Source organism: Marinobacter sp. V032 (genome assembly GCF_052645435.1).
Map to the genome: position 1 here is coordinate 1 of NZ_JBQXYE010000006.1, position 20,331 is coordinate 20,331.

15 protein-coding genes are annotated in these 20,331 nt (G+C 56.1%); 9 read left to right on the forward strand and 6 right to left on the reverse strand.

The genetic code is table 11. The annotated features are described in order from the left end of the window. A partial coding sequence (locus ACUN9X_RS17690; RefSeq protein WP_445473916.1) for a biotin/lipoyl-containing protein occupies nt 1-946 on the reverse strand: 946 nt, incomplete at its 3' end. A 10-nt stretch (nt 947-956) separates the two neighbouring features. Next, nucleotides 957-3,617: a pyruvate dehydrogenase (acetyl-transferring), homodimeric type gene (aceE, locus tag ACUN9X_RS17695; RefSeq protein ID WP_260038111.1), complete on the reverse strand. Its 2,661-nt coding sequence runs from the start codon at nt 3,615-3,617 to the stop codon at nt 957-959. A gap of 393 nt (nt 3,618-4,010) precedes the next feature. Between aceE and ACUN9X_RS17700 the strand changes: the two genes are divergently transcribed. The 4 genes from ACUN9X_RS17700 to ACUN9X_RS17715 all read left to right on the forward strand — a co-directional run bounded on the left by ACUN9X_RS17700 (nt 4,011) and on the right by ACUN9X_RS17715 (nt 8,646). Further along, nucleotides 4,011-4,763, forward strand: a complete 753-nt coding sequence (locus ACUN9X_RS17700; protein ID WP_445473917.1) for a (Fe-S)-binding protein — start codon at nt 4,011-4,013, stop codon at nt 4,761-4,763. Next, nucleotides 4,760-6,211 carry a LutB/LldF family L-lactate oxidation iron-sulfur protein gene (locus ACUN9X_RS17705; protein WP_445473918.1) on the forward strand — a complete coding sequence of 484 codons (1,452 nt, stop codon included), beginning with the start codon at nt 4,760-4,762 and terminating at the stop codon, nt 6,209-6,211. Before ACUN9X_RS17700 ends, ACUN9X_RS17705 begins: the two co-directional genes overlap by 4 nt. After that, nucleotides 6,201-6,839 carry a LutC/YkgG family protein gene (locus tag ACUN9X_RS17710; protein ID WP_445473919.1) on the forward strand — a complete coding sequence of 213 codons (639 nt, stop codon included), beginning with the start codon at nt 6,201-6,203 and terminating at the stop codon, nt 6,837-6,839. Before ACUN9X_RS17705 ends, ACUN9X_RS17710 begins: the two co-directional genes overlap by 11 nt. Nucleotides 6,840-7,281: 442 nt before the next feature. Then, the gene (locus tag ACUN9X_RS17715) at nt 7,282-8,646 is read left to right on the forward strand and encodes a KamA family radical SAM protein (protein ID WP_445473920.1); all 1,365 of its coding nucleotides are present in this window, start codon (nt 7,282-7,284) and stop codon (nt 8,644-8,646) included. 69 nt (nt 8,647-8,715) lie between these two features. Here ACUN9X_RS17715 and ACUN9X_RS17720 read toward each other — a convergent pair whose 3' ends face one another. Together ACUN9X_RS17720 and ACUN9X_RS17725 are read right to left on the reverse strand one after the other, a co-directional pair. Continuing rightward, entirely contained in the window at nt 8,716-9,048 is a 333-nt protein-coding gene (locus tag ACUN9X_RS17720) for a hypothetical protein (protein ID WP_445473921.1), read from the reverse strand. 33 nt (nt 9,049-9,081) lie between these two features. Beyond that, nucleotides 9,082-9,945: a tetratricopeptide repeat protein gene (locus tag ACUN9X_RS17725; protein WP_445473922.1), complete on the reverse strand. Its 864-nt coding sequence runs from the start codon at nt 9,943-9,945 to the stop codon at nt 9,082-9,084. Nucleotides 9,946-10,203: 258 nt separating this feature from the next. Between ACUN9X_RS17725 and lon the strand changes: the two genes are divergently transcribed. Then, on the forward strand, nt 10,204-12,630 hold the full coding sequence (gene lon, locus ACUN9X_RS17730) for an endopeptidase La (RefSeq protein ID WP_445473923.1): 2,427 nt from the start codon (nt 10,204-10,206) through the stop codon (nt 12,628-12,630). A 216-nt stretch (nt 12,631-12,846) separates the two neighbouring features. Here the strand turns inward: lon and ACUN9X_RS17735 are convergent, their stop codons facing one another. Together ACUN9X_RS17735 and ACUN9X_RS17740 are read right to left on the reverse strand one after the other, a co-directional pair. After that, on the reverse strand, nt 12,847-14,430 hold the full coding sequence (locus tag ACUN9X_RS17735; protein WP_445473924.1) for a methyl-accepting chemotaxis protein: 1,584 nt from the start codon (nt 14,428-14,430) through the stop codon (nt 12,847-12,849). A 245-nt stretch (nt 14,431-14,675) separates the two neighbouring features. Continuing rightward, on the reverse strand, nt 14,676-15,182 hold the full coding sequence (locus ACUN9X_RS17740; protein ID WP_260038120.1) for a MarR family winged helix-turn-helix transcriptional regulator: 507 nt from the start codon (nt 15,180-15,182) through the stop codon (nt 14,676-14,678). 559 nt (nt 15,183-15,741) lie between these two features. On the opposite strand from ACUN9X_RS17740, the gene ACUN9X_RS17745 reads away from it, so the two are divergent. The 4 genes from ACUN9X_RS17745 to ACUN9X_RS17760 all read left to right on the forward strand — a co-directional run bounded on the left by ACUN9X_RS17745 (nt 15,742) and on the right by ACUN9X_RS17760 (nt 20,326). Continuing rightward, nucleotides 15,742-16,629, forward strand: a complete 888-nt coding sequence (locus tag ACUN9X_RS17745) for a TPR end-of-group domain-containing protein (RefSeq protein WP_260038248.1) — start codon at nt 15,742-15,744, stop codon at nt 16,627-16,629. Between the two features lie 179 nt (nt 16,630-16,808). Continuing rightward, on the forward strand, nt 16,809-17,921 hold the full coding sequence (locus ACUN9X_RS17750) for a branched-chain amino acid ABC transporter substrate-binding protein (RefSeq protein ID WP_260038121.1): 1,113 nt from the start codon (nt 16,809-16,811) through the stop codon (nt 17,919-17,921). A 213-nt stretch (nt 17,922-18,134) separates the two neighbouring features. Beyond that, nucleotides 18,135-19,058: a high-affinity branched-chain amino acid ABC transporter permease LivH gene (gene livH / locus ACUN9X_RS17755; RefSeq protein WP_260038122.1), complete on the forward strand. Its 924-nt coding sequence runs from the start codon at nt 18,135-18,137 to the stop codon at nt 19,056-19,058. Next, entirely contained in the window at nt 19,058-20,326 is a 1,269-nt protein-coding gene (locus ACUN9X_RS17760) for a high-affinity branched-chain amino acid ABC transporter permease LivM (RefSeq protein WP_260038123.1), read from the forward strand. Before livH ends, ACUN9X_RS17760 begins: the two co-directional genes overlap by 1 nt. Nucleotides 20,327-20,331 lie beyond the last annotated feature (5 nt).

Below are 20,331 nucleotides of genomic sequence, written 5' to 3' on the forward strand. Positions count from 1 at the left end.
TCCCTTCGGACAACTTGTCACCTTCGCTGACCAATACTTTGGTGATCTTGCCAGCATGGGGAGACGGGATTTCGAACGTGGCTTTGTCTGATTCCACCGTTACCAGCGGATCATCCACTTCGACCTCGTCACCTTCCGAGACGTTGATTTCGATGATCGGCACATCTTCAGCGCCATCCATCCCGGGCACTTTGACGGTTTCCTTGCGGCTACCGCCAGATGATTTCTTCGGCTTTGGCTTTTCCTTTTTGGCAGTTTCGCCAGAGTCACTGCTCTTGCCGGAAGATGGTTTCTCGTCTGGCGTGTCATCCTCCGAAGCGCTCTCGTCACTGACGGACATTTCCAGCAGATCCTGACCTTCGGACAACTTATCGCCCTCACTGACCAGTACCTTGCCAACCTTGCCGGCATAGGGCGACGGGATTTCGAACGTGGCTTTGTCTGATTCCACCGTTACCAGCGGATCATCCACTTCGACCTCATCGCCTTCCGAGACGTTGATTTCGATGATCGGCACATCTTCAGCACCGTCCATACCGGGTACTTTGACGGTTTCCTTGCGGGAACCACCTGATGACTTGCCGCCCCCGGATGCAGGTTGACTGTCTTTTTCACTGGTTTTCTTGTCGTCGTTATCGTCAGTGTCATCGTCTTTCGAGGCTGACGACTCCTCGGAGGGCTCATCCTCTTCATCATCAGAGTCTGAACCATCGGTGTCGATGACGCCGACAACATCGCCTTCTTTGACGGTGTCCCCGACCTTCACGGTGATTTTGACGATTTTGCCAGCAGCAGGCGAAGGCAGGTCAACGGAAGCTTTGTCCGACTCTATGGTCAGAATCGAATCTTCTTCCTCGACCGTATCGCCCTTGCTGACGGTAATTTCGATGATCTCAACTTCATCCGCGCCGCCGAGATCGGGAACCTTGATTTCCTGTTCGCTCATGGCGGTCTCCTCAGCTAATCGCCGGATTGGGTTTGTTGCGATCAATGTCGTACTCGCGCATGGCTTCGAGCACTTTCTTCTGCTCGATCTCACCGTCCCGCGCCAGCGCGGTTAACGCGGAAATCACAACGTGATAGCGATCCACCTCAAAGAAGCTGCGGAGACGTTCGCGGGTATCACTGCGCCCATAGCCATCCGTGCCCAGCACTTCATAACGAGCCGGAACCCAGGCACGCACCTGATCCGAGTAGAGCTTCATGTAATCTGTGGACGCCACAACCGGGCCCTTCTGTTTTTCCAGACACTGGGTGATATAAGGCTGTTTGGGCTTGTCATCCGGATGCAGCCGGTTCCAGCGATCCACATGCTGACCGTCCCGGGCCAGTTCGTTGAAGCTGGTAACACTCCACACATCGCTGGCGATGCCGTGATCGTCCTTCAACAATTGCGCGGCAGCCCGCACTTCGTTGAGGATGGCGCCGCTGCCAAGCAACTGCACCCTGGGTGTTTTTTTACGACCCTTGGTTTCTACCGACTCCAGCAGGTACATGCCGCGAATGATGCCGTCTTCTACGCCCTTGGGCATCGCCGGCTGTTCGTAGTTCTCATTCATCATGGTGAGGTAATAGAAGACGTTTTCGTTGCGCTCGTACATGCGCTTCATGCCTTCGTGGATCACCACAGCCATTTCATAGACGTAGGCAGGATCGTAGGACACACAGGACGGAATGGTCTGGGACAGGATAAAGCTGTGCCCGTCCTGATGCTGCAGACCTTCACCGTTAATCGTGGTGCGCCCGGCAGTACCCGCAATCAGGAAACCGCGAGCCTGAATGTCACCAGCCGCCCAGGCCAGATCACCAATCCGCTGGAAGCCGAACATCGAATAGAAACAATAGAACGGAATCAACGGGAAGTTGTTGGTGCTATAGGAGGTGGCTGCCGCTATCCAGGCTGCCATTGAGCCAGCTTCTGTGATGCCCTCCTCCAGAATCTGGCCCGTTTTCTCCTCCTTGTAATACATAATCTGGTCACGGTCCTCGGGAACGTATTTCTGCCCCTCGGCGGTGTAGATACCCAGTTGGCGGAACATGCCTTCCATACCAAAGGTACGCGCCTCATCCGGCACAATCGGTACTACCCGTTTGCCCACCCGCTTGTCTTTTGTCAGTGCGGTGAGCAGGCGCACAAAGCCCATCGTGGTGGAGACTTCCCGGCCATCCGAGCCATCCAGCATTTTCTGGAAAATATCCAGCCCAGGCACTTTCAGCGGCTGGCTATCGGTGCGGCGCTTGGGATAGAAGCCGCCCAGCTCCTGCCGGCGCTTGATCATGTACTTCATTTCAGGGCTGTCCGGCGCCGGACGATAGTAAGGCACTTCCTCCAGTTCATCGTCATTGAGCGGGACGCCAAAGCGGTCACGGAAGGCCTTGAGCCCTTCATAATCCAGCTTCTTCAGGGAGTGCGTCGTATTCTGAGCTTCACCTGCAGCACCGAAACCATAGCCCTTGATGGTATGGGCCAGAATCACAGTGGGCTGCTCTTTGTTATTCACCGCATTATGGTAGGCCGCATAAACCTTGTACGGATCATGACCGCCGCGATTGAGCTGCATGATGTCGTCATCCGACAGATCTTCCACCATTTTGGCCAGTTCCGGATAACGGCCAAAAAAGTGCTGACGCGTATAAGCGCCACCGCTATTTTTGAAGTTCTGCAATTCACCATCACAGACTTCGTCCATCACGCGCTGCATCAGGCCATCGTCATCCTGCTCAAACAGCGGGTCCCACTTGCGGCCCCAGACCACTTTCTGGACGTTCCAGTTGGCGCCCCGGAAAATGCCCTCCAGTTCCTGGATAATCTTGCCGTTGCCACGGACCGGACCATCCAGACGCTGAAGGTTGCAGTTCACCACGAAGATCAGGTTCTCGAGCTTTTCACGCCCCGCCTTGGCGATCGCACCCAGCGTCTCGGGCTCATCGCATTCGCCATCCCCCACGAAACACCAGACATGACGATCCTGTTTATCGATCAGCTCTCGGCTGTCCAGATACTTCATGATGTGGGCCTGGTAAATGGCCTGAATTGGCCCCAGCCCCATCGAAACAGTGGGGAACTGCCAGTAATCCGGCATCAACCAGGGATGGGGATAGGACGACAGCCCTGTGCCATCGGTTTCCTCACGGAACTTGTCCAGTTGCTCTTCGGTAAACCGGCCTTCCAGATAGGAGCGAGCATAAATACCGGGCGCGGAATGGCCCTGGAAATAGACCAGATCCGATTCCTGATCGCCGTCTCCGCCTTTGAAAAAGTAGTTAAACCCTACGTCGTAAAGCGTGGCGGCAGAGGAGAACGTGGAGATGTGCCCGCCCAGATCGCCAGGGCGTTTGCTCGCCCGCAACACCATCGCCAGCGCATTCCAACGAATCAGCGAGCGGATGCGGCGTTCCATGAACAGATCGCCCGGCATGCGCGCTTCCCGCGACACAGGGATGGTGTTCCTGAAAGGTGTGGTGATGGAGTATGGCAGCTCGGTGCCATCTCGGGTGGCGCGCTCGGAAAGACGTTCCATGATGAACTTGGCGCGCTCGATCCCTTCATTTTCGATCAGCGAGTCCAGTGAATCTATCCATTCCTGGGTTTCGATAGGATCTTCGTCCTGGTACATCCGACCCTCCTAAAGGTGTCAGTCAGGTTTTGCGAGGAAATAGCAATCGTTTCCAGACCTCCGCATCGCAGAGGCAGAAGCGAGGCCTGGACTATTGTTCTTAAATAAAATCGGATCTGGCAGACCTGCGAAATCATCCCTAAGCATAGAACAGCTGAAACAATTTGCTTGCTCACAGGGACGCGGCGAACGCGCTACACTGAACTACAATGGGCCTTTCATATGAACAGGACAAGACATCTGCGACCAATGTCTGATCGAGACAAGTCGCAGGCTGCGTAAAGATAAAGCGGCCCGGAACGACGCCTGCACACAACAACAATGATAGCCACTGACGCCGGCCTTACCCCGTCATCAGTCCGGCCCGGCAGCAGCACCGACAGGATCCGCATCATGTCACCCACGATCGACCGCGTTTATTTCTTCGGCACCTGCCTGATTGATGTTTTCTATCCGGGCGCAGGCATGGCCGCGATCACCCTGCTCGAGCGCGAAGGCATTGAGGTGCTGTTTCCCCAGGCCCAAACCTGTTGCGGCCAGCCGCCCTACAATTCCGGTTATGACGACGAAGCCCGCACGATTGCACGCCAGGTGATCGAGACATTCGATTTACCCATTCCCATTATTGTGCCGAGCGGCTCCTGTGCCGGCATGCTACGCAAACATTATCCCGCCCTGATGGCGGGCGACCCGCTTGAAGAAAAGGCGAACCAGCTGGCAACCCGGGTCTATGAGCTGCACCAATTCCTTCACCGGGTACTGAACATCACGCTGGAAGATCAAGGAAAACCGACGCGTGTCGTGATGCACACCTCCTGCAGCGCACGACGCGAAATGGAAGTGATGGACGACGGGCTGAGCCTGCTCCGCCAGCTCGGTAACGTCGAGGTGTGCGAACCGGAAAATGCTGAAACCTGCTGCGGCTTTGGCGGAACCTTCGCCGTGAAAATGTCGGACATATCGGAGGCCATGGTCGCTGACAAGTGCGCAGCGGTTAACGCAACGGGCGCCAGCACTTTGCTCAGCAGCGATTGTGGCTGCCTGATGAATATCCACGGCGCTCTAAAGCACCGGAATCCAGACGCGATGCCCGCCGAGCATCTTGCCGAGTTTCTATTGCGCCGAACCAGCGGAGATGCCTCATGAGTGGCTTCAGCCCCAACCCGGACCAGAATTTCGGCGTTCGCATTCAGGAGGCGTTGGGCAACAAGGAGCTGCGGGAGAGCTTCCACGGCGCGATGACATTCCTGCGGGAAAAACGCCGCCAGCAATTCCCCGACCCCGATGCGCTGGACGCCCTGCGCACCCGTGGCGCCGCCATTCGGGAACGCGCTCTGGCACAGCTCCCGGACTTGCTGGAGCAGCTAGAAGGCCAGTGCCAGCACAACGGTATCCGCGTGCACTGGGCGGAGGACGCGGCTGAGGCCAACGAGATCATCACCGGAGTTGCCCGTAAAACCGGCGGTAAACGGGTAGTCAAAGGCAAGTCGATGGCGACTGAAGAAATCGGCCTCAACACAGCCTTTGAAAATGCAGGATTCTCTTGCCTTGAATCAGATATGGGCGAGTACATCGTGCAGCAGGCCCAAGAGACGCCATCTCACATCATCATGCCGGCGATTCATCGCAACAAAGCCAGCATTGCCCGCCAGTTTGCCGAGCAAATCCCCGACACCCCCTATACCGAAGATGTCGATGAACTGATCGGCATCGGACGCCGGGTTTTACGGCGTGCTTTTGCTGACGCGGATATCGGCATCTCGGGAGTTAACTTCGCCATCGCAGAAACCGGCACACTTTGCCTGGTAGAAAACGAAGGCAATGGCCGTATGTCGACCACAGTACCCGACACACACGTTGCAGTGATGGGCATAGAGAAAGTCATTGAAAAACTGACAGACCTGCCAGATCTCTACCGGCTCCTGACCCGCTCGGCAACCGGCCAGCCAATCACCACCTACCTGAACCTGATAAGCGGACCGCGCAAGCCTGACGAAATTGACGGCCCGAGGCAGGTGCACCTGGTGCTGCTCGACAATGGCCGCAGCCGGATCTATGCCGACCGCCAGCTGCGAGAAACCCTGCGCTGCATTCGCTGCGGTGCCTGCATGAACCACTGTCCTGTATACGAGCGTCTGGGTGGCCATGCCTACGGCACAGTCTACCCCGGGCCCATCGGGCAAGTGGTGATGCCTCAACTGCTGGGGCTCGATAAAGCCGGAAAGCTGACTCAGGCCTGTTCGCTTAACGGCGCCTGCGGCGAAGCCTGCCCGGTCAAAATTCCGCTTCCAGATCTCATCCGGCGCTTGCGGCACGATGGCGTTTCCAGAACGGCCAGCCCGGTCCGTGGCCAGGGCAAACAACGCAAATGGATTGAGGCGACCATCTGGGCAACATGGCTCAGCATTCACACCCATCCCCGGCTATACCGGTTGTCGACCCTGATGGCCACCCGACTGCGCCGGCTGATGCCGCCACTACCGCGCGCGTGGACGCGGCACCGGTCACCATTGCGACCCGCCGCCAGAACATTGCATGAGACCCTGCAGCAACGCGAACGCGCGCGCCAGAAGGGGTCCGCCCGTGAGCAGTAAGAACGCTATTCTTTCCCGGCTCCGTCACGGACGGGCGGCATCCCCGGCTAACACCGCAGCCTTCGCGGCAGAGCGTGCATCTGACGCCGTCACGCCGGATCTGGACGTTATGGTTTCGGCCCTCGAAGCGGCCCATGCGCGGGTTTTTCGCTCTACCACCGGCCAGTGGGCCGACGATCTCGCCAAGCTGGCGCGCGAGCGCGGCTGGGCAAACTGGTGGATCGGCGAGGACGATGTGGGGCGCACATGGCAGGCACACGACTCAGCGCCCGCAACAACTGTTTTCAGTGATTGGGATAGCCAGAAAGCCCCCTTGTTCGATGCGGCTGAAGTGGCGCTTTGCAGGGCCCGCGCGGGCATAGCGGAAACGGGCACACTGGTTGTTGAAAGCAGTCCTCAGGTTCCGCGCACCCTGTCGCTGGTGCCCCCGGTTCACGTTGTTGTCATCGACGAAGACAGCGTCGTGGGCAGCCTGCATCAAGCCCTTGCCCACTATGAAAACAAATCCCTGCCAACCAATCTGATCTTCATTTCAGGCCCGTCAAAGACAGCGGATATTCAGCAGACGCTGGCTTATGGCGCTCACGGGCCCAGAGAGCTGATTGTTTATTTATGCCGGCGTGAGTGAGCGCCGGTTTGAGGGCCGCAGCGCCAACCCGGATTGTCCCGCCACGAATTGTAGAAACACCGATTTTTGCTTACCACTCTAAATAAAAACGTTTCTTATCCCCGCCGATTTCAGTGGCAACCAGAATACAAAAGCCGATCTTTCAACGAAAATTCTGGCGATGCGCCTCGAAAACAGCCCCTAACCAGCTGATATTGCGTTCAATGCCCGCTCCATTTTCATTAGAGCTGAAAACACTTTCGGGTTCCGGTATACTCCTCTGCCGTTTTGATCGGGGCTCCAGGAGGGTGGTGAACGCACGACAGATCGCTATTGTTTACTCGCACAGATGACGCGAGCCCCACTCCGTCCATGCCCCTTTGAAATTCTTCTGATTGATCGGTTCGCCTGTTGCGACATTGCCGATGGCAGCGATCAATGCACTAACGTAAGAGGACCTCGCATGAACTCCATCGTCAGATTTCCAGATCGCATTCCCGCTGTGGAGTTTGAAGAACGTCGCTTTCAGGTATACACCGACCGCCAGATGGACAAGATCGACGTTATTCAGTCACTTCCCGAAGAAACCCTGTTCGAAATGAAAGTGGTCGCCAGCGTGCTGCCGTTTCGGGTCAATGAATATGTCATCAACGAGCTGATCAACTGGGACAAGGTACCGAATGATCCGATCTACCAGCTGGTATTCCCGCAGCGCGAAATGCTCAGGCCCGAGCACTACGACCAGATGGCCGAACTGCATCGTTCCGGCGCCGACAAGAAAAAAATCCAGGCGCTTGCCAAGATACTGCGGGAAGATCTGAACCCTCACCCGGCAGGTCAGATGGAAATGAACATGCCCACGCTGGACGGTGAAGTGCTCGACGGTGTGCAGCACAAGTACCGCGAGACCATGCTGTTCTTCCCCTCGCAGGGCCAAACCTGTCACTCCTATTGCACATTCTGCTTCCGTTGGGCGCAGTTCGTAGGTGACAAGGATCTGAAAATGGCCAGCACCGACGCCGAAAAGATGCATGGCTATCTGAAAGAACACACCGAGATTTCAGACCTGCTGATGACCGGTGGCGACCCGATGGTGATGAAGACCAAGCATCTGGTGCAATATCTGGAGGCGTTGCTGGAGCCGGAATTCGATCACGTACAGACCATTCGTATCGGCACCAAAGCACTCACCTTCTGGCCCTATCGGTTTGTGACGGACAAGGATGCCGATGAGCTGATTGACCTGTTCGCACGTCTGGCTGAAGGCGGCAAGCACGTCGCGATCATGGCGCACTACAACCACTGGCAGGAAATCACCACGGATATCGCTGAAGAAGCCATCCGCCGGATTCGCTCAACCGGTGCCGAAATCCGCGCGCAGGGCCCGCTGATCAAGCACGTCAACGACGACGCCGATGCCTGGGCGAAGATGTGGAAGAAGCAGGTTCAGCTGGGCATTATTCCCTACTACATGTTTGTGGAGCGCGACACCGGCGCCAAGAACTACTTTGAAGTACCGCTGGCCGAGGCTTACGAGATTTACCGCGAAGCGATCAAGAAGGTTTCCGGGCTTGGCCGCACCGCTCGCGGCCCGTCAATGAGTGCGGGCCCAGGCAAAGTGGAAATTCAGGGAATTGCGGACATAAAAGGCGAGAAAGTCTTTGTGCTGCGCTTCCTGCAGGGGCGTAATCCAGATTGGGTTCAGCGGCCTTTCTTTGCCAAATACAGCGACACCGCGACCTGGCTGCATGAACTGGAACCGGCGTTTGGCGAGGAGAAGTTCTTCTTTGAAGACGAGTACGAGCAGATGCGCAAAGGAAACGGCTAAGCCCGCTGCCACCTGAATGTAAAAGCCGGACCACGTGTCCGGCTTTTTTGTGTCCGATCCGGATCGCCGCTAATTCTGACTCCGGCGATGCCCTTTGGGCACAAAACCTTCCGGCTTGTCCCGCAGCCATTCGACAAATACCCGAAGCTCCTCTAGCTCCAGCAACTTCTCGCGGGAATTGAATGTCAGGCCAAGCTCATACTCGGAACAGGTGCGATGAATCGCATTATGGCAAGGTCGGCACACCCAAAGCGTGCGGGTAATCATGTCCTCCCGGCTGAACAGCTTCAGAAAACGCCGTTTACTGTGGAGGCGACGGGGAATGAGGTGGTGACGGGTGAGCTTGGCCACGGGCCGCCGGCAAAGCTCACAGGAATCGGGTTGGGGTGGTAACTTGAGCATCGCGTTGCCGCCCCCAGCGGCCGTCCCGATTGACTAGTGCATTAACGTGTACAACTTACGACGATAGGTCCGGACATCAGGGTTGTTGTTGCCCAGCTTATCGAATAGCTCCACCAGCGTGGTTTTGGCGATGCCATCCTTATACTGACTATCGGCCTGCATCAATCGAATCAGCAGATCCATCGCCTCTGCATTGTTGTCCTTGAGGACATGCTGAAGGGCCAGTTGATGCAACGCATCGCAATCTTTCGGATTCGACTCAAGCCGGGCTTCCAGCTCCGCCATCGGCGGCAATTCGCCGGCCTGTTTCATAAACTTCAGTCGCGCCGCCAGCTGCTTGGCATGGCTTTGCATTTTATCTTCCGGCGCCAGGCTGTCGAGAATCTGCTGGGCCGTGTCGGTATCGCCCAGTTCCGCCTTGATCTGCGCCAGATCAATCAGTACGGCGATATTTTGAGGATCATCCTGATTCATCTGAACCAGAATCGTCAGCGCACCGTCGAGATCCCCCTCTTCCCAAAGCCGGTTCGCTTTGTCGTGCGGATTTTCAGCTGGAGCTTCCACGTGCTTTTCAAGCACCTTGCGAATCTCGCCTTCCGGGAGTGCGCCGTTAAAACCGTCAACCGCCTGGCCACCCTTGACCAGAATAACCGTCGGCAGGCTGCGCACACCAAGATGCCCGCTCAGTTCCTGCTGCTCGTCAGCATTGACCTTGGCCAACAGAAACGCACCTTTGTATTCCGTCGCCAGCTTTTCAAGGTGGGGCATCAACTGTTTGCAGGGCTCGCACCAGTCAGCCCAGACATCCACCAGCACAGGCGTTTCCATTGAGGCCTGCATGACCTTTTCCTGAAAGTTTTCCAGTGTGGCTTCGAAGATATGAGGTGACTCGCTCATGCACAAACCCTTGTTCGGTTGATATTGGCCTTATCGAGAGACATAAAAAGACCGGGTGATTGATTCCTTAACATGGAGCCGGCGAAGGCAATTTCAAGGCCAGCGACCGGCCGGTGCACTTGCAACCGGCCTGATCAGGGCACAGGGCTTGAAATCGAACGTAGCGCCGCTACATCAATCAAAGGCGGCAGGGTTCAGATGACCCGGCCCGACGCCACCACACAACCGACTTTTGATGCCCGGCAACAGAGAGCGACGATGACTGATCAACAACACGGTGATGAGAGCATGGAGTTCATTGGCAAGGAAGAGAACCATCGAGGTCTTGCCATCAGCCGACAGCACTTACCCAAGCGCATGTACCTGCTACCAATCTCCAATCGGCCGTTCTTCCCTGCACAGGTGCAGCCAGTGGTGGTCAACCAGAACCCCTGGAGTGAAACCATCCAGAAAGTCGGCGAGTCCAACCACCATGTACTCGGTCTCTGTTTTGTCGACTCGGAGGAAGAACACCCCGCCCCGGACAGCGATGACCTTGAAGTCATGGGCTGCGCTGTGCGCATACACAACCACCAGCAGGAAGGCGGCAAGATACAGTTCATAGCCCAGGGCCTGCGGCGGTTCCGGATAACCAAATGGCTTCAGCACAGCCCGCCGTATCTGGTAGAAGTCACCTATCCCGATGAGCCTGAAGAAGAAGCGGATGAGCTGAAGGCCTATACCCTGGCCATCATCAGCGCGATCAAGGATCTTCTGCGGACCAACCCGCTGTATGGCGAGGAGGTCAAGCAATACCTGTCGCGCTTCGGACCTGATGACAGTTCACCGCTGGCCGATTTCGGCGCATCCATGACCAGCGCTGCCGGCCGTGAACTGCAGGATGTAATCAATACGGTTCCGCTGCTGAGGCGCATGGAAAAAGTACTGCTGCTGATGCGCAAGGAGCAGGAGGTCGCCCGCCTGCAGGCAGAGATCAACGACGAAGTGAATACCAAGGTGCAAAAGCACCAGCGAGACTTCTTCCTGCGCGAACAACTCAAGGTCATACAACGCGAACTCGGCATGGCAAAGGATGACAAAACTGCCGATGTCGAGCGCTTCAATGACCGAATGGCCGCCCTTTCACCGCCTGAGCACGTTCAGGAGCGCTTTGACGAAGAGGTTCGCAAGCTATCGGTTCTGGAACAGGGATCTCCCGAATACGGCGTCACGCGTAATTATCTCGACTGGCTCACCCAGGTGCCCTGGGGTCAGTATTCCGAAGATCATTTTGACCTGTCGAGTGCGCGACAGGTGCTCGACCGTGACCATGACGGCCTCGAAGACGTTAAAGACCGCATTATCGAATTCCTCGCCGAAGGGGCCTATCGTGGAGAGGTGTCGGGCTCAATCATATTGCTTGTCGGCCCGCCGGGGGTTGGCAAAACCTCTATCGGCCGCTCGGTAGCAGACGCCCTTGGCCGAACATTCTATCGATTCAGCCTCGGCGGCATGCGGGATGAAGCCGAGATCAAGGGCCACCGGCGCACCTATATCGGTGCAATGCCGGGCAAACTGGTGCAGGCTCTGAAAGACAGCAAGGTATCAAACCCGGTGATCATGCTGGACGAGATCGATAAAATCGGCGCCTCCTTCCAGGGTGATCCCGCCTCGGCGTTACTGGAAACGCTGGATCCGGAGCAGAATCGTGACTTTCTGGATCACTATCTGGATGTCCGCACCGACCTGTCAAAAGTTCTTTTCATCTGCACGGCAAACCAGCTGGACACCATCCCCCGGCCGCTGCTCGACCGCATGGATATCATTCGCCTGTCCGGCTATATCGCAGAAGAAAAGCAGGTCATCGCCAAGCATCACCTGCTTCCCAGGCTACTCAAGCGCGCCGGGCTGCTGAAGAAGCAATTGAACATAACCGATGCGGCGATTCGCCAGATCATCGACGGATATGCACGGGAGGCCGGTGTTCGGAATCTCGAAAAGCAGCTACACAAGGTGGTGCGCAAAGGCATCGTCAAGTTGCTGCAACAACCGGACACACCGGTCAAAGTCGGCGTTGGCGATGTGCAGGACTACCTGGGCCAGCCAACCTTCCGCAAGGAAAAATCGCTTAAAGGCATCGGCGTGGTGACAGGCCTTGCCTGGACCGCCATGGGCGGCGCCACCCTGAGCATTGAGGCGTCGCGCATTCACGCCAGCCAACGGGGCTTCAAGCTGACCGGCCAACTGGGTGATGTGATGCGCGAATCGGCTGAAATCGCATACAGCTATATCGCTTCGAACCTGAAGCGCTACAAGGGCGACCCCGGTTTCTTTGACAAGTCATTTGTCCACCTGCACGTACCGGAGGGGGCAACGCCCAAAGACGGCCCCAGTGCCGGCGTGACCATGGCAACAGCGCTCTTGTCGATTGCCCGCAAAGAATCGCCGCAACCGGGTATCGCCATGACAGGCGAGTTAACACTGACCGGTCAGGTACTGCCAGTGGGGGGCATCCGTGAAAAAGTAATCGCGGCTCGTCGCCAGAAGCTGAACACACTGGTATTGCCTGAGGCGAATCGGGGGGATTTTGAGGAATTACCGGACTATCTGCGCGAAGGGATAGAAGTACACTTTGCCAAACACTTTTCGGATGTATCCAGCATTTGCTTCGGCCATAAGCCCCGGGGAGGAACTCGCGTCCACTGACGCTGTCAGAGGCTTCAGGCAAATGATGGAATTGATCTGAAGCCTTACGCATAACCCGTACGCGCAATCCACTATGGTTCAATCAAGACTCATTACTTAAACTAATTACCATCGAATTTACACATATCATGTTGCTATTCATGTTACGTGTCTGTCATCTGAGAAGAGCCCGTTGGGCGCCCATTGAGGCGCCCTTTTTTTTGCCTCGCCAACGGCTTATTTGCGCTTACCTTTGCGGCCAATAAAGCGTGCTACAAGGTCGTGCAGCCCGTCAGAAAACACTTTCACTTCCTCACTGGCCTGATCGGCCGTTTCCGCCCGGCGGGTACTGCTGTCCGCCAGCTCGGCTATGTTGACGACCTGACGGTTAATTTCCTCTGACACCTGACTTTGCTGCTCCACCGCTGCGGACATTTGCAGAAAACGATCCGTAATACGGCTGATGGCCTCTACGATTTCAGACAATGCGTGTTCCGCCTCGCGCACCCGGTCAAGCCCGGCGCCGGCAACCACCTCACCTTCACGCGCTGCGCCGACTGCGGTTCCAACTTGGCTACGGAACTCTTCTATCACATTGTGAATCCGACTTGTCGATTCCCGGGTCCGGCCCGCCAGCGATCTGACCTCATCAGCGACAACCGCAAAACCTCGCCCCTGGTCACCGGCTCTTGCAGCCTCAATGGCGGCATTGAGGGCAAGCAGGTTGGTTTGCTCGGCAATTTCAGAGATCAGATTGGCCGCCTCGCCGATGCTTTCAGTAGAACGCCCGAGCGACTCCACCGCATTGCCCACCTCATGAACGCGCTCAACCAGCGTTTCAATAGCCTTCAGAGCTTCGCGGGAGAGGCTGGCACCTTGAGCCGCATGCTCATTGGCTGTCTCTGCCTCTTTTGCGTTACTTGAGACATTCTCCGCTACCTCCTGGATCGACGCCGTCATTTGGTTAATGGCGGAAGCAACCAGATCTGTCTCAGTACGTTGGCGAGCGATAAAACTCGCACCCTCATTGATGGCTTCGTGACTTTTTGTCGCGTGACCCGCAAGAATGCCAGCCTGATCCTCGATGCGTGCCAGCGCGGTCCTTAACCTGGCCTCCTCGCTGATCAGCAACATCGCCATCTGCCCATACCGACCACGCTGATTGGTGTATGTCATGGCGATCAACGGATCTGTAAACGCATCCTCTCGCAACGCCAGGAGGGCCTGCATTCGCCCGTCGATCAGCTTGCGCAGCCCCAGGCCTGAGATCAACTGTGCAATAACGACCACAACAGAAGCTGCCACCGGCGCCAGCCAGAAGATCGCAGCAACGCTGACCACCGCGGCCACCACTAGCGGGATCGCCAGTGCCGCCAGATTTGCCAGTCGCGCGTTTGCCAACACACTGGTTTTACCAGCGTTCAGTTTGATATAAAGCGCCTCCGCCCGCTTGATCTGACTCTCGGTCGGACAGGTGCGCACTGACTCGTATCCCACCAACTCGCCGTTTTCACGAACCGGCGTCACATAGGCGCTCACCCAATAATGATCGCCGTTCTTGCAGCGGTTTTTGACGATCCCCATCCACGCAGTGCCGGACTTCAGGGTGTCCCACATATGCTTGAAAACTGACTGCGGCATATCCGGATGACGGATAATATTATGGGCTTGGCCAACCAACTCTTCACGGGAGAAACCGCTGATGGCAACAAACTCGTCGTTGCAGTACGTGATGACACCTTTGAGATTGGTAGTCGTAATCAGGCGCCCATCATTCGCCATATCAATATGGCGCTGGGTGACGGGAAGGTTTCGGCGCATAAACTCACCTCAGTTATTGGCCATTGAATGCTCACAGCTCGGGACGAACTGATACCGTACCACCGACTATAGACGACGCAGGTTTCGCTGCCGCGAGGACGCGCTGAATGTCCGCATGCCGATGAGCCTGATCAATGTCACAGTGTTTCAGGTAATTGCAAAGGCGCCAGGGTTATCCGGAAAAGGAATCAACCCCGCGCTGAAGGGAAATAGGGGGCGATGGCCCCAGTGAGCTGCAGCGCTACTCAGCTCGCCTGGGTCTTACCAGCCTTCCATCCGTCTTCACGGTTGATCGGCCCGACATCCAGCACAGGGGATGCATCGATATGATCCGCATCCATCATATTGGCGACACGCTGGAGCGATGAGACGATCATGTTCTGCTCCCACTCGTGCAGGCTCTGGAACTTTTCGATGAACTCTTCCTGCAATGGCTGCGGAGCGCTGGCGAGCAACGCCGCGCCATCGTCGGTCAGGTGGGCATGCACCTTGCGCTTGTCGGTGGTACTGCGAACCCGATAAACCAGTTTGCGATGTTCCAGCCGGTCGAGAATTGTCGTCACCGTGGCCTGACTGAGGCTGACCTTGTCAGCAATCGTGCCGATGGTGACCTGACCAAGATCGCGGATGGTCCGCATGATCAGGAGCTGGGGTGCCGTTAGTCCGGCGTTCTTGCTCAAGCGCTTTGAATGAAGATCTGTGGCACGGATGACGCGCCTGAGAGCGACAAGCACCTGCTCATAATTATTCATGGTTAAATCCCACGCGACGGGTTCGGCGAGTTCGCGATTATAAAGGCGCAGACTTTTTGATGACAAAACTTTCTTTACAGACATAACCACTCTTAACCCGACCCGAGTCCGTCTGGCACCATACCAGACCAACATCGAAGCGGCGCCTTGTGCTCTGATTGGAGAACAGGCGAGAATATGAAACCGCGCAACGGCGCTCAATTATTTACAACTCTAACTATTTTCCAAAATAAAGTCTAACACCTGCCCTTTGTGTCGTTTTGTTTCGCCTTTTGCCTCACCCGGCTGCGTCAGGCACTATGCTTGGGTTATCAACGTCAATTGGGCGTTCTGACGAGCCATTTCAACGGGATATGATCCCGCACGACATCGTCATCGCCCTTGTGACCGCAAGCATTCAACCCTGACAGGTCAACGAAACAAGAACAGGATGATCATGAACAGACTGACTCCGCGGCACGTAAACACACAGCGCCCGGCCCCCACACCCCCGAACCTGATCACACTGGTGTTGATGGCCATGTTGATGTACGGCACAGCGCCTGCCCTTGCGCAGGACATGAGTCAGCCCGGCGGCCCTGACGCCCCCCAGCCCAGCCCACCTCAAGGGGCAACAGCTCAGGACGTCACTGAACGCATCAATCATCTCGAAGAACCACTGTACAACCCGTTTGTTGAACGCTATCTGCTTGATGAAGTCAAAACGCTGCGCTCGGACCTGCTCAACACGCGTGCCGAGCTGATCGAGAAAGTGGTCGACAAGGAACTGACAGTCGCAGACAAAACCATGTCCTACGCCACCGACACGGTCACCTATTTCTTTTATCTGATAGCCGGTGCCACTTCGATACTGGTCATTATCGGCTGGAACTCGATCCGGGATATGCGCAACCAACTCTCCAGCGTTGCTGAAAGCCGCATGAATGAACTCGTCGCTGAATACGAAAAGCGACTGCAGTTCATCGAGGAACAGCTTCGACAGAAATCGGACATCATCAATCAGAACCAGGAAGAGATCGAACGCACTAACGAAGTGCATTCGCTGTGGCTGAAAGCCAGCCAGGAAACATCACAGCAGAATAAGGTATCCACTTACGACCAGATCCTGCTTCTGCGCCCAGACGACGTGGAGGCGCTGAGCTTCAAAGCCGATGCTGTGCTGGAAATGAATGAGCCCTTGTGGGCTATCAGCCTCTGCCTGCGGGCACTGAAACTGGCACCGGACAACGGCCACGCGCACTACCAGCTGGCCTGCGCCTATGCAGAAATCGGCCGCTGGGAAGACGCCATTCGGACCCTGGCCAGTGCCATCGAAATATCCGAAGCTTACCGGGATGATGCCTCGGTCGATCCCAGCTTCGCGCGACTGAAGGATTTCGACCAGTTCCTGCAACTGGTCACCCCGGAAGAAGTCGATGATCCGGACCTCACACCGCCGCCAGCGTGATGCAAACGGATGAGAGTGGCACGATCCCTGCGTATACAGGGGAATCGTGACTCGCATGTTGCTTGACAACACTGAGCCGGTGGTGTTTGTTTGTTGCATCGCTATAGGCTGATCACGCCTCATAGCATACAAAAATCATAATTAACGTCTCTTAGAAAGTTAAGGCAGGGTTCATAAACATGAAAATCAAACTGAACAAGCTTGTTGTTGGAGTTAGCGCTTCACTCGCAATGATGGCCTCTGGCGTCACCCAGGCGGACATCAAAATCGGCATCGCCGGCCCGATGACCGGCGCGGTTGCGCAGTACGGCGACATGCAGTTTTCCGGCGCACGCATGGCGATCGAGCAGATCAATGCCAATGGCGGTGTAATGGGCGAGAAGCTGGTTGCGGTAGAGCAGGATGACGTTTGTGATCCAAAACAGGCCGTAACGGTTGCCAACAACATGGTCAATGAAGGCGTTCGCTTCGTTGTCGGCCACCTGTGCTCAAGCTCGACCCAGCCTGCCTCTGACATTTATGAGGACGAAGGCATCCTGATGGTGACGCCTGCGTCAACCAGCCCGGCTATCACCGAGCGCGGATACGAGCTGGTATTCCGCACGATCGGCCTGGACAGCATGCAAGGCCCTGTCGCCGGCAAGTACATTGCCAGCCAGAAACCTGAACGTGTTGCCGTTATCCACGACAAACAGCAGTACGGTGAAGGCATCGCAAGCGCTGTTAAATCAACGCTGGAAGACGACGGCATTGACGTTGTGATGTATGAAGGCATCACCGCCGGCCAGAAAGACTTTTCATCACTGGTCACCAAGCTCAAGAAAGAAAACGTTGATTTCGTCTACTACGGCGGCTATCACCCGGAACTGGGTCTGATCCTGCGCCAGGCTCAACAGGCTAAGCTGGACGCCAAGTTCATGGGCCCTGAGGGTGTTGGCAACAAGGACATCAACACCATCGCCGGCGACGCCGCTGAAGGCCTGCTGGTAACCCTGCCACCAAGCTTCGATGAGAAAGCCGAAAACAAGTCGCTGGTCGATGCCTTTGCTAAAAAAGGTGAAGACCCTTCAGGTCCATTCGTGCTGACTTCGTACACAGCTGTTCAATTGATTGCTGACGGTATCGAAAAGGCTGACTCAAAAGACCCGATCGACGTTGCCAAAGCTCTGCGCGCCAACACCTTCAAGACTCCGATTGGCGACGTCGCGTATGACAAAAACGGCGATCTGAAATCTTTTGAGTTTGTTGTGTACGAATGGCATTCAGATGGCAGCAAAACTCCGGTAAAATGAGCTCCGTTAATATTCGGTAATGGAAGCAAGGAAAGTTTCAGGGATATCGCCTGCGCTTTCTAACGACACCTTCCCCTCAAGAGGGGGAAGGTGTTTTTTTGGAACCCTGGGTTGGCTTTTCATGGACGTGAAGCGTTTGAGCTTTCTGCAGCAAGCAGCTTTACTTACCCATGATCGGACACCCGGGGTTTTTCATATTCGGAGTTCCCAACAATGCACGACGTACTGTACTTTCTCCAGCAGCTCATAAACGGGCTGACGGTAGGAAGCGCTTATGCCCTGATAGCCATTGGGTACACAATGGTTTACGGCATTATTGGCATGATCAATTTTGCCCACGGTGAGATTTACATGATTGGCGCCTATATATCGCTGATCGTCATCACCGGCCTGGCCACGCTAGGTTCCGCGTGGCTTCCACTGGTTCTTCTTGTGGCGCTGATCTGTGCCGTAATTGTCTCCAGCTCGATGGGCTGGGCAGTTGAGCGTGTTGCCTACCGCCCGGTTCGCGGTCAGCACCGACTGATCCCCCTGATCTCAGCGATCGGCATGTCGATCTTCCTGCAAAACTATGTTCATCTCGCCCAGGGCTCGCGCAACATCGGTTTCCCATCACTGATTCAAGGTGGCATCACTATGGGTGCTGAGGATGGCTTCCAGACATCCATTTCCTATATGCAGATCACCATATTTGTTGTCACCCTGGTCTGCATGACGGCCCTGTCGATGTTTATTTCAAAGTCACGGCTCGGCCGCGCCTGCCGTGCTGTGTCGCAGGACCTAAAGATGTCGAACCTGCTAGGCATCGATACCAACCGCATCATCGCCGCCACCTTTGTTATCGGTGCAGCCCTGGCCGCTGTCGCGGGCCTGCTACTGGGCATGTATTACGGTTCGATTGATCCGCTGTTTGGCTTTATAGCCGGTCTGAAAGCATTCACCGCGGCAGTACTCGGCGGTATAGGCAGTATACCGGGCGCGATGTTGGGTGGTTTGATCCTGGGCGTTGCCGAGGCTATGACCTCCGGCTACCTGAGTGGTGAATATAAAGATGTGGTTTCCTTTGGCCTACTGATCCTCATCCTCCTGTTCCGGCCTACCGGGCTCCTCGGCAAACCGGAAGTGGAGAAGATCTGATGGTTGCACAGAATATTAAACACGCATTGTTTTGCGCGGTCATCACGCTGATCATTTCTTACCCGATACTGGGGCTTGACCTGATTGCCGAAGGGATCCAGATCAAACTGTCCGGTGCCGATACCAGCACTTACATCGGTATCGCTGCGGCTGTTTTGATCGTCTTCCTGTTCCAGCTTTTCAGGCCGGCAATCACTGGCTCACTGAGCGCCATCGGTGCGGCCAACCCGCTCCGCGATCGCAAACCACTTCCACAGGACAAGCGTGTCAGGCTGGAACGTGCAGCACTGATTCTGATCGTTATCGGCGCGCTACTGTGGCCCTTCTTTGCGTCACGCGGATCTGTCGATCTGGCGACACTGGTACTGATTTACATCATGCTGGGCCTGGGCCTGAACGTGGTGGTCGGTCTGGCAGGCTTGCTGGATCTGGGCTACGTTGCGTTCTACGCTGTGGGCGCCTACACCTTTGCATTGCTGTCGCAGTACTACGACATTTCGTTCTGGGTCGCCCTGCCGCTTGGCGCGCTGCTCGCCGCCGCCTTCGGTTTTTTGCTCGGCTTTCCGGTGCTCCGTCTGCGAGGGGACTACCTTGCAATCGTCACTCTCGGCTTTGGTGAAATCATCCGTATCCTGCTGAACAACCTGACGTCGCTGACCGGCGGCCCCAATGGCGTGGGTGGCATTCCCGACCCCACCCTGTTCGGTATGGAGTTCGGCCGACGCATCAAAACTGAAGGCAACACCTCATTCCATGAAGTCTTCAACATCCCGTACAACAGTGATCACAAGGTCATTTTCCTCTACCTTATCGCGCTACTGCTGGCCGTCGTGACACTGGTTGTCATTCGCCGATTGGTACGGATGCCGGTAGGACGCTCCTGGGAAGCGCTTCGCGAAGATGAGATCGCAGCCCGTTCGCTCGGCATGAGCCGGACCGGCGTGAAGCTTTCCGCCTTCACCATCGGTGCATTCTTTGCCGGTTTTGCCGGCACCGTGTTTGCTTCCAAGCAGGGCTTTATCAGCCCCGAGTCGTTTGTCTTCCTGGAGTCGGCCATCATCCTGGCCATTGTCGTTCTGGGCGGCATGGGCTCACAGCTTGGTGTTATTCTGGCGGCTATCGCCGTGACTGTCCTGCCCGAACTGGCCCGGGAATTCTCTGAGTACCGCATGCTGATCTTTGGCGCCGCGATGGTGCTGATGATGATCTGGCGGCCCCAGGGACTGCTCCCCATGAGCCGGGTTCATATTCAATTGAAGCAGGAGTGACGGAC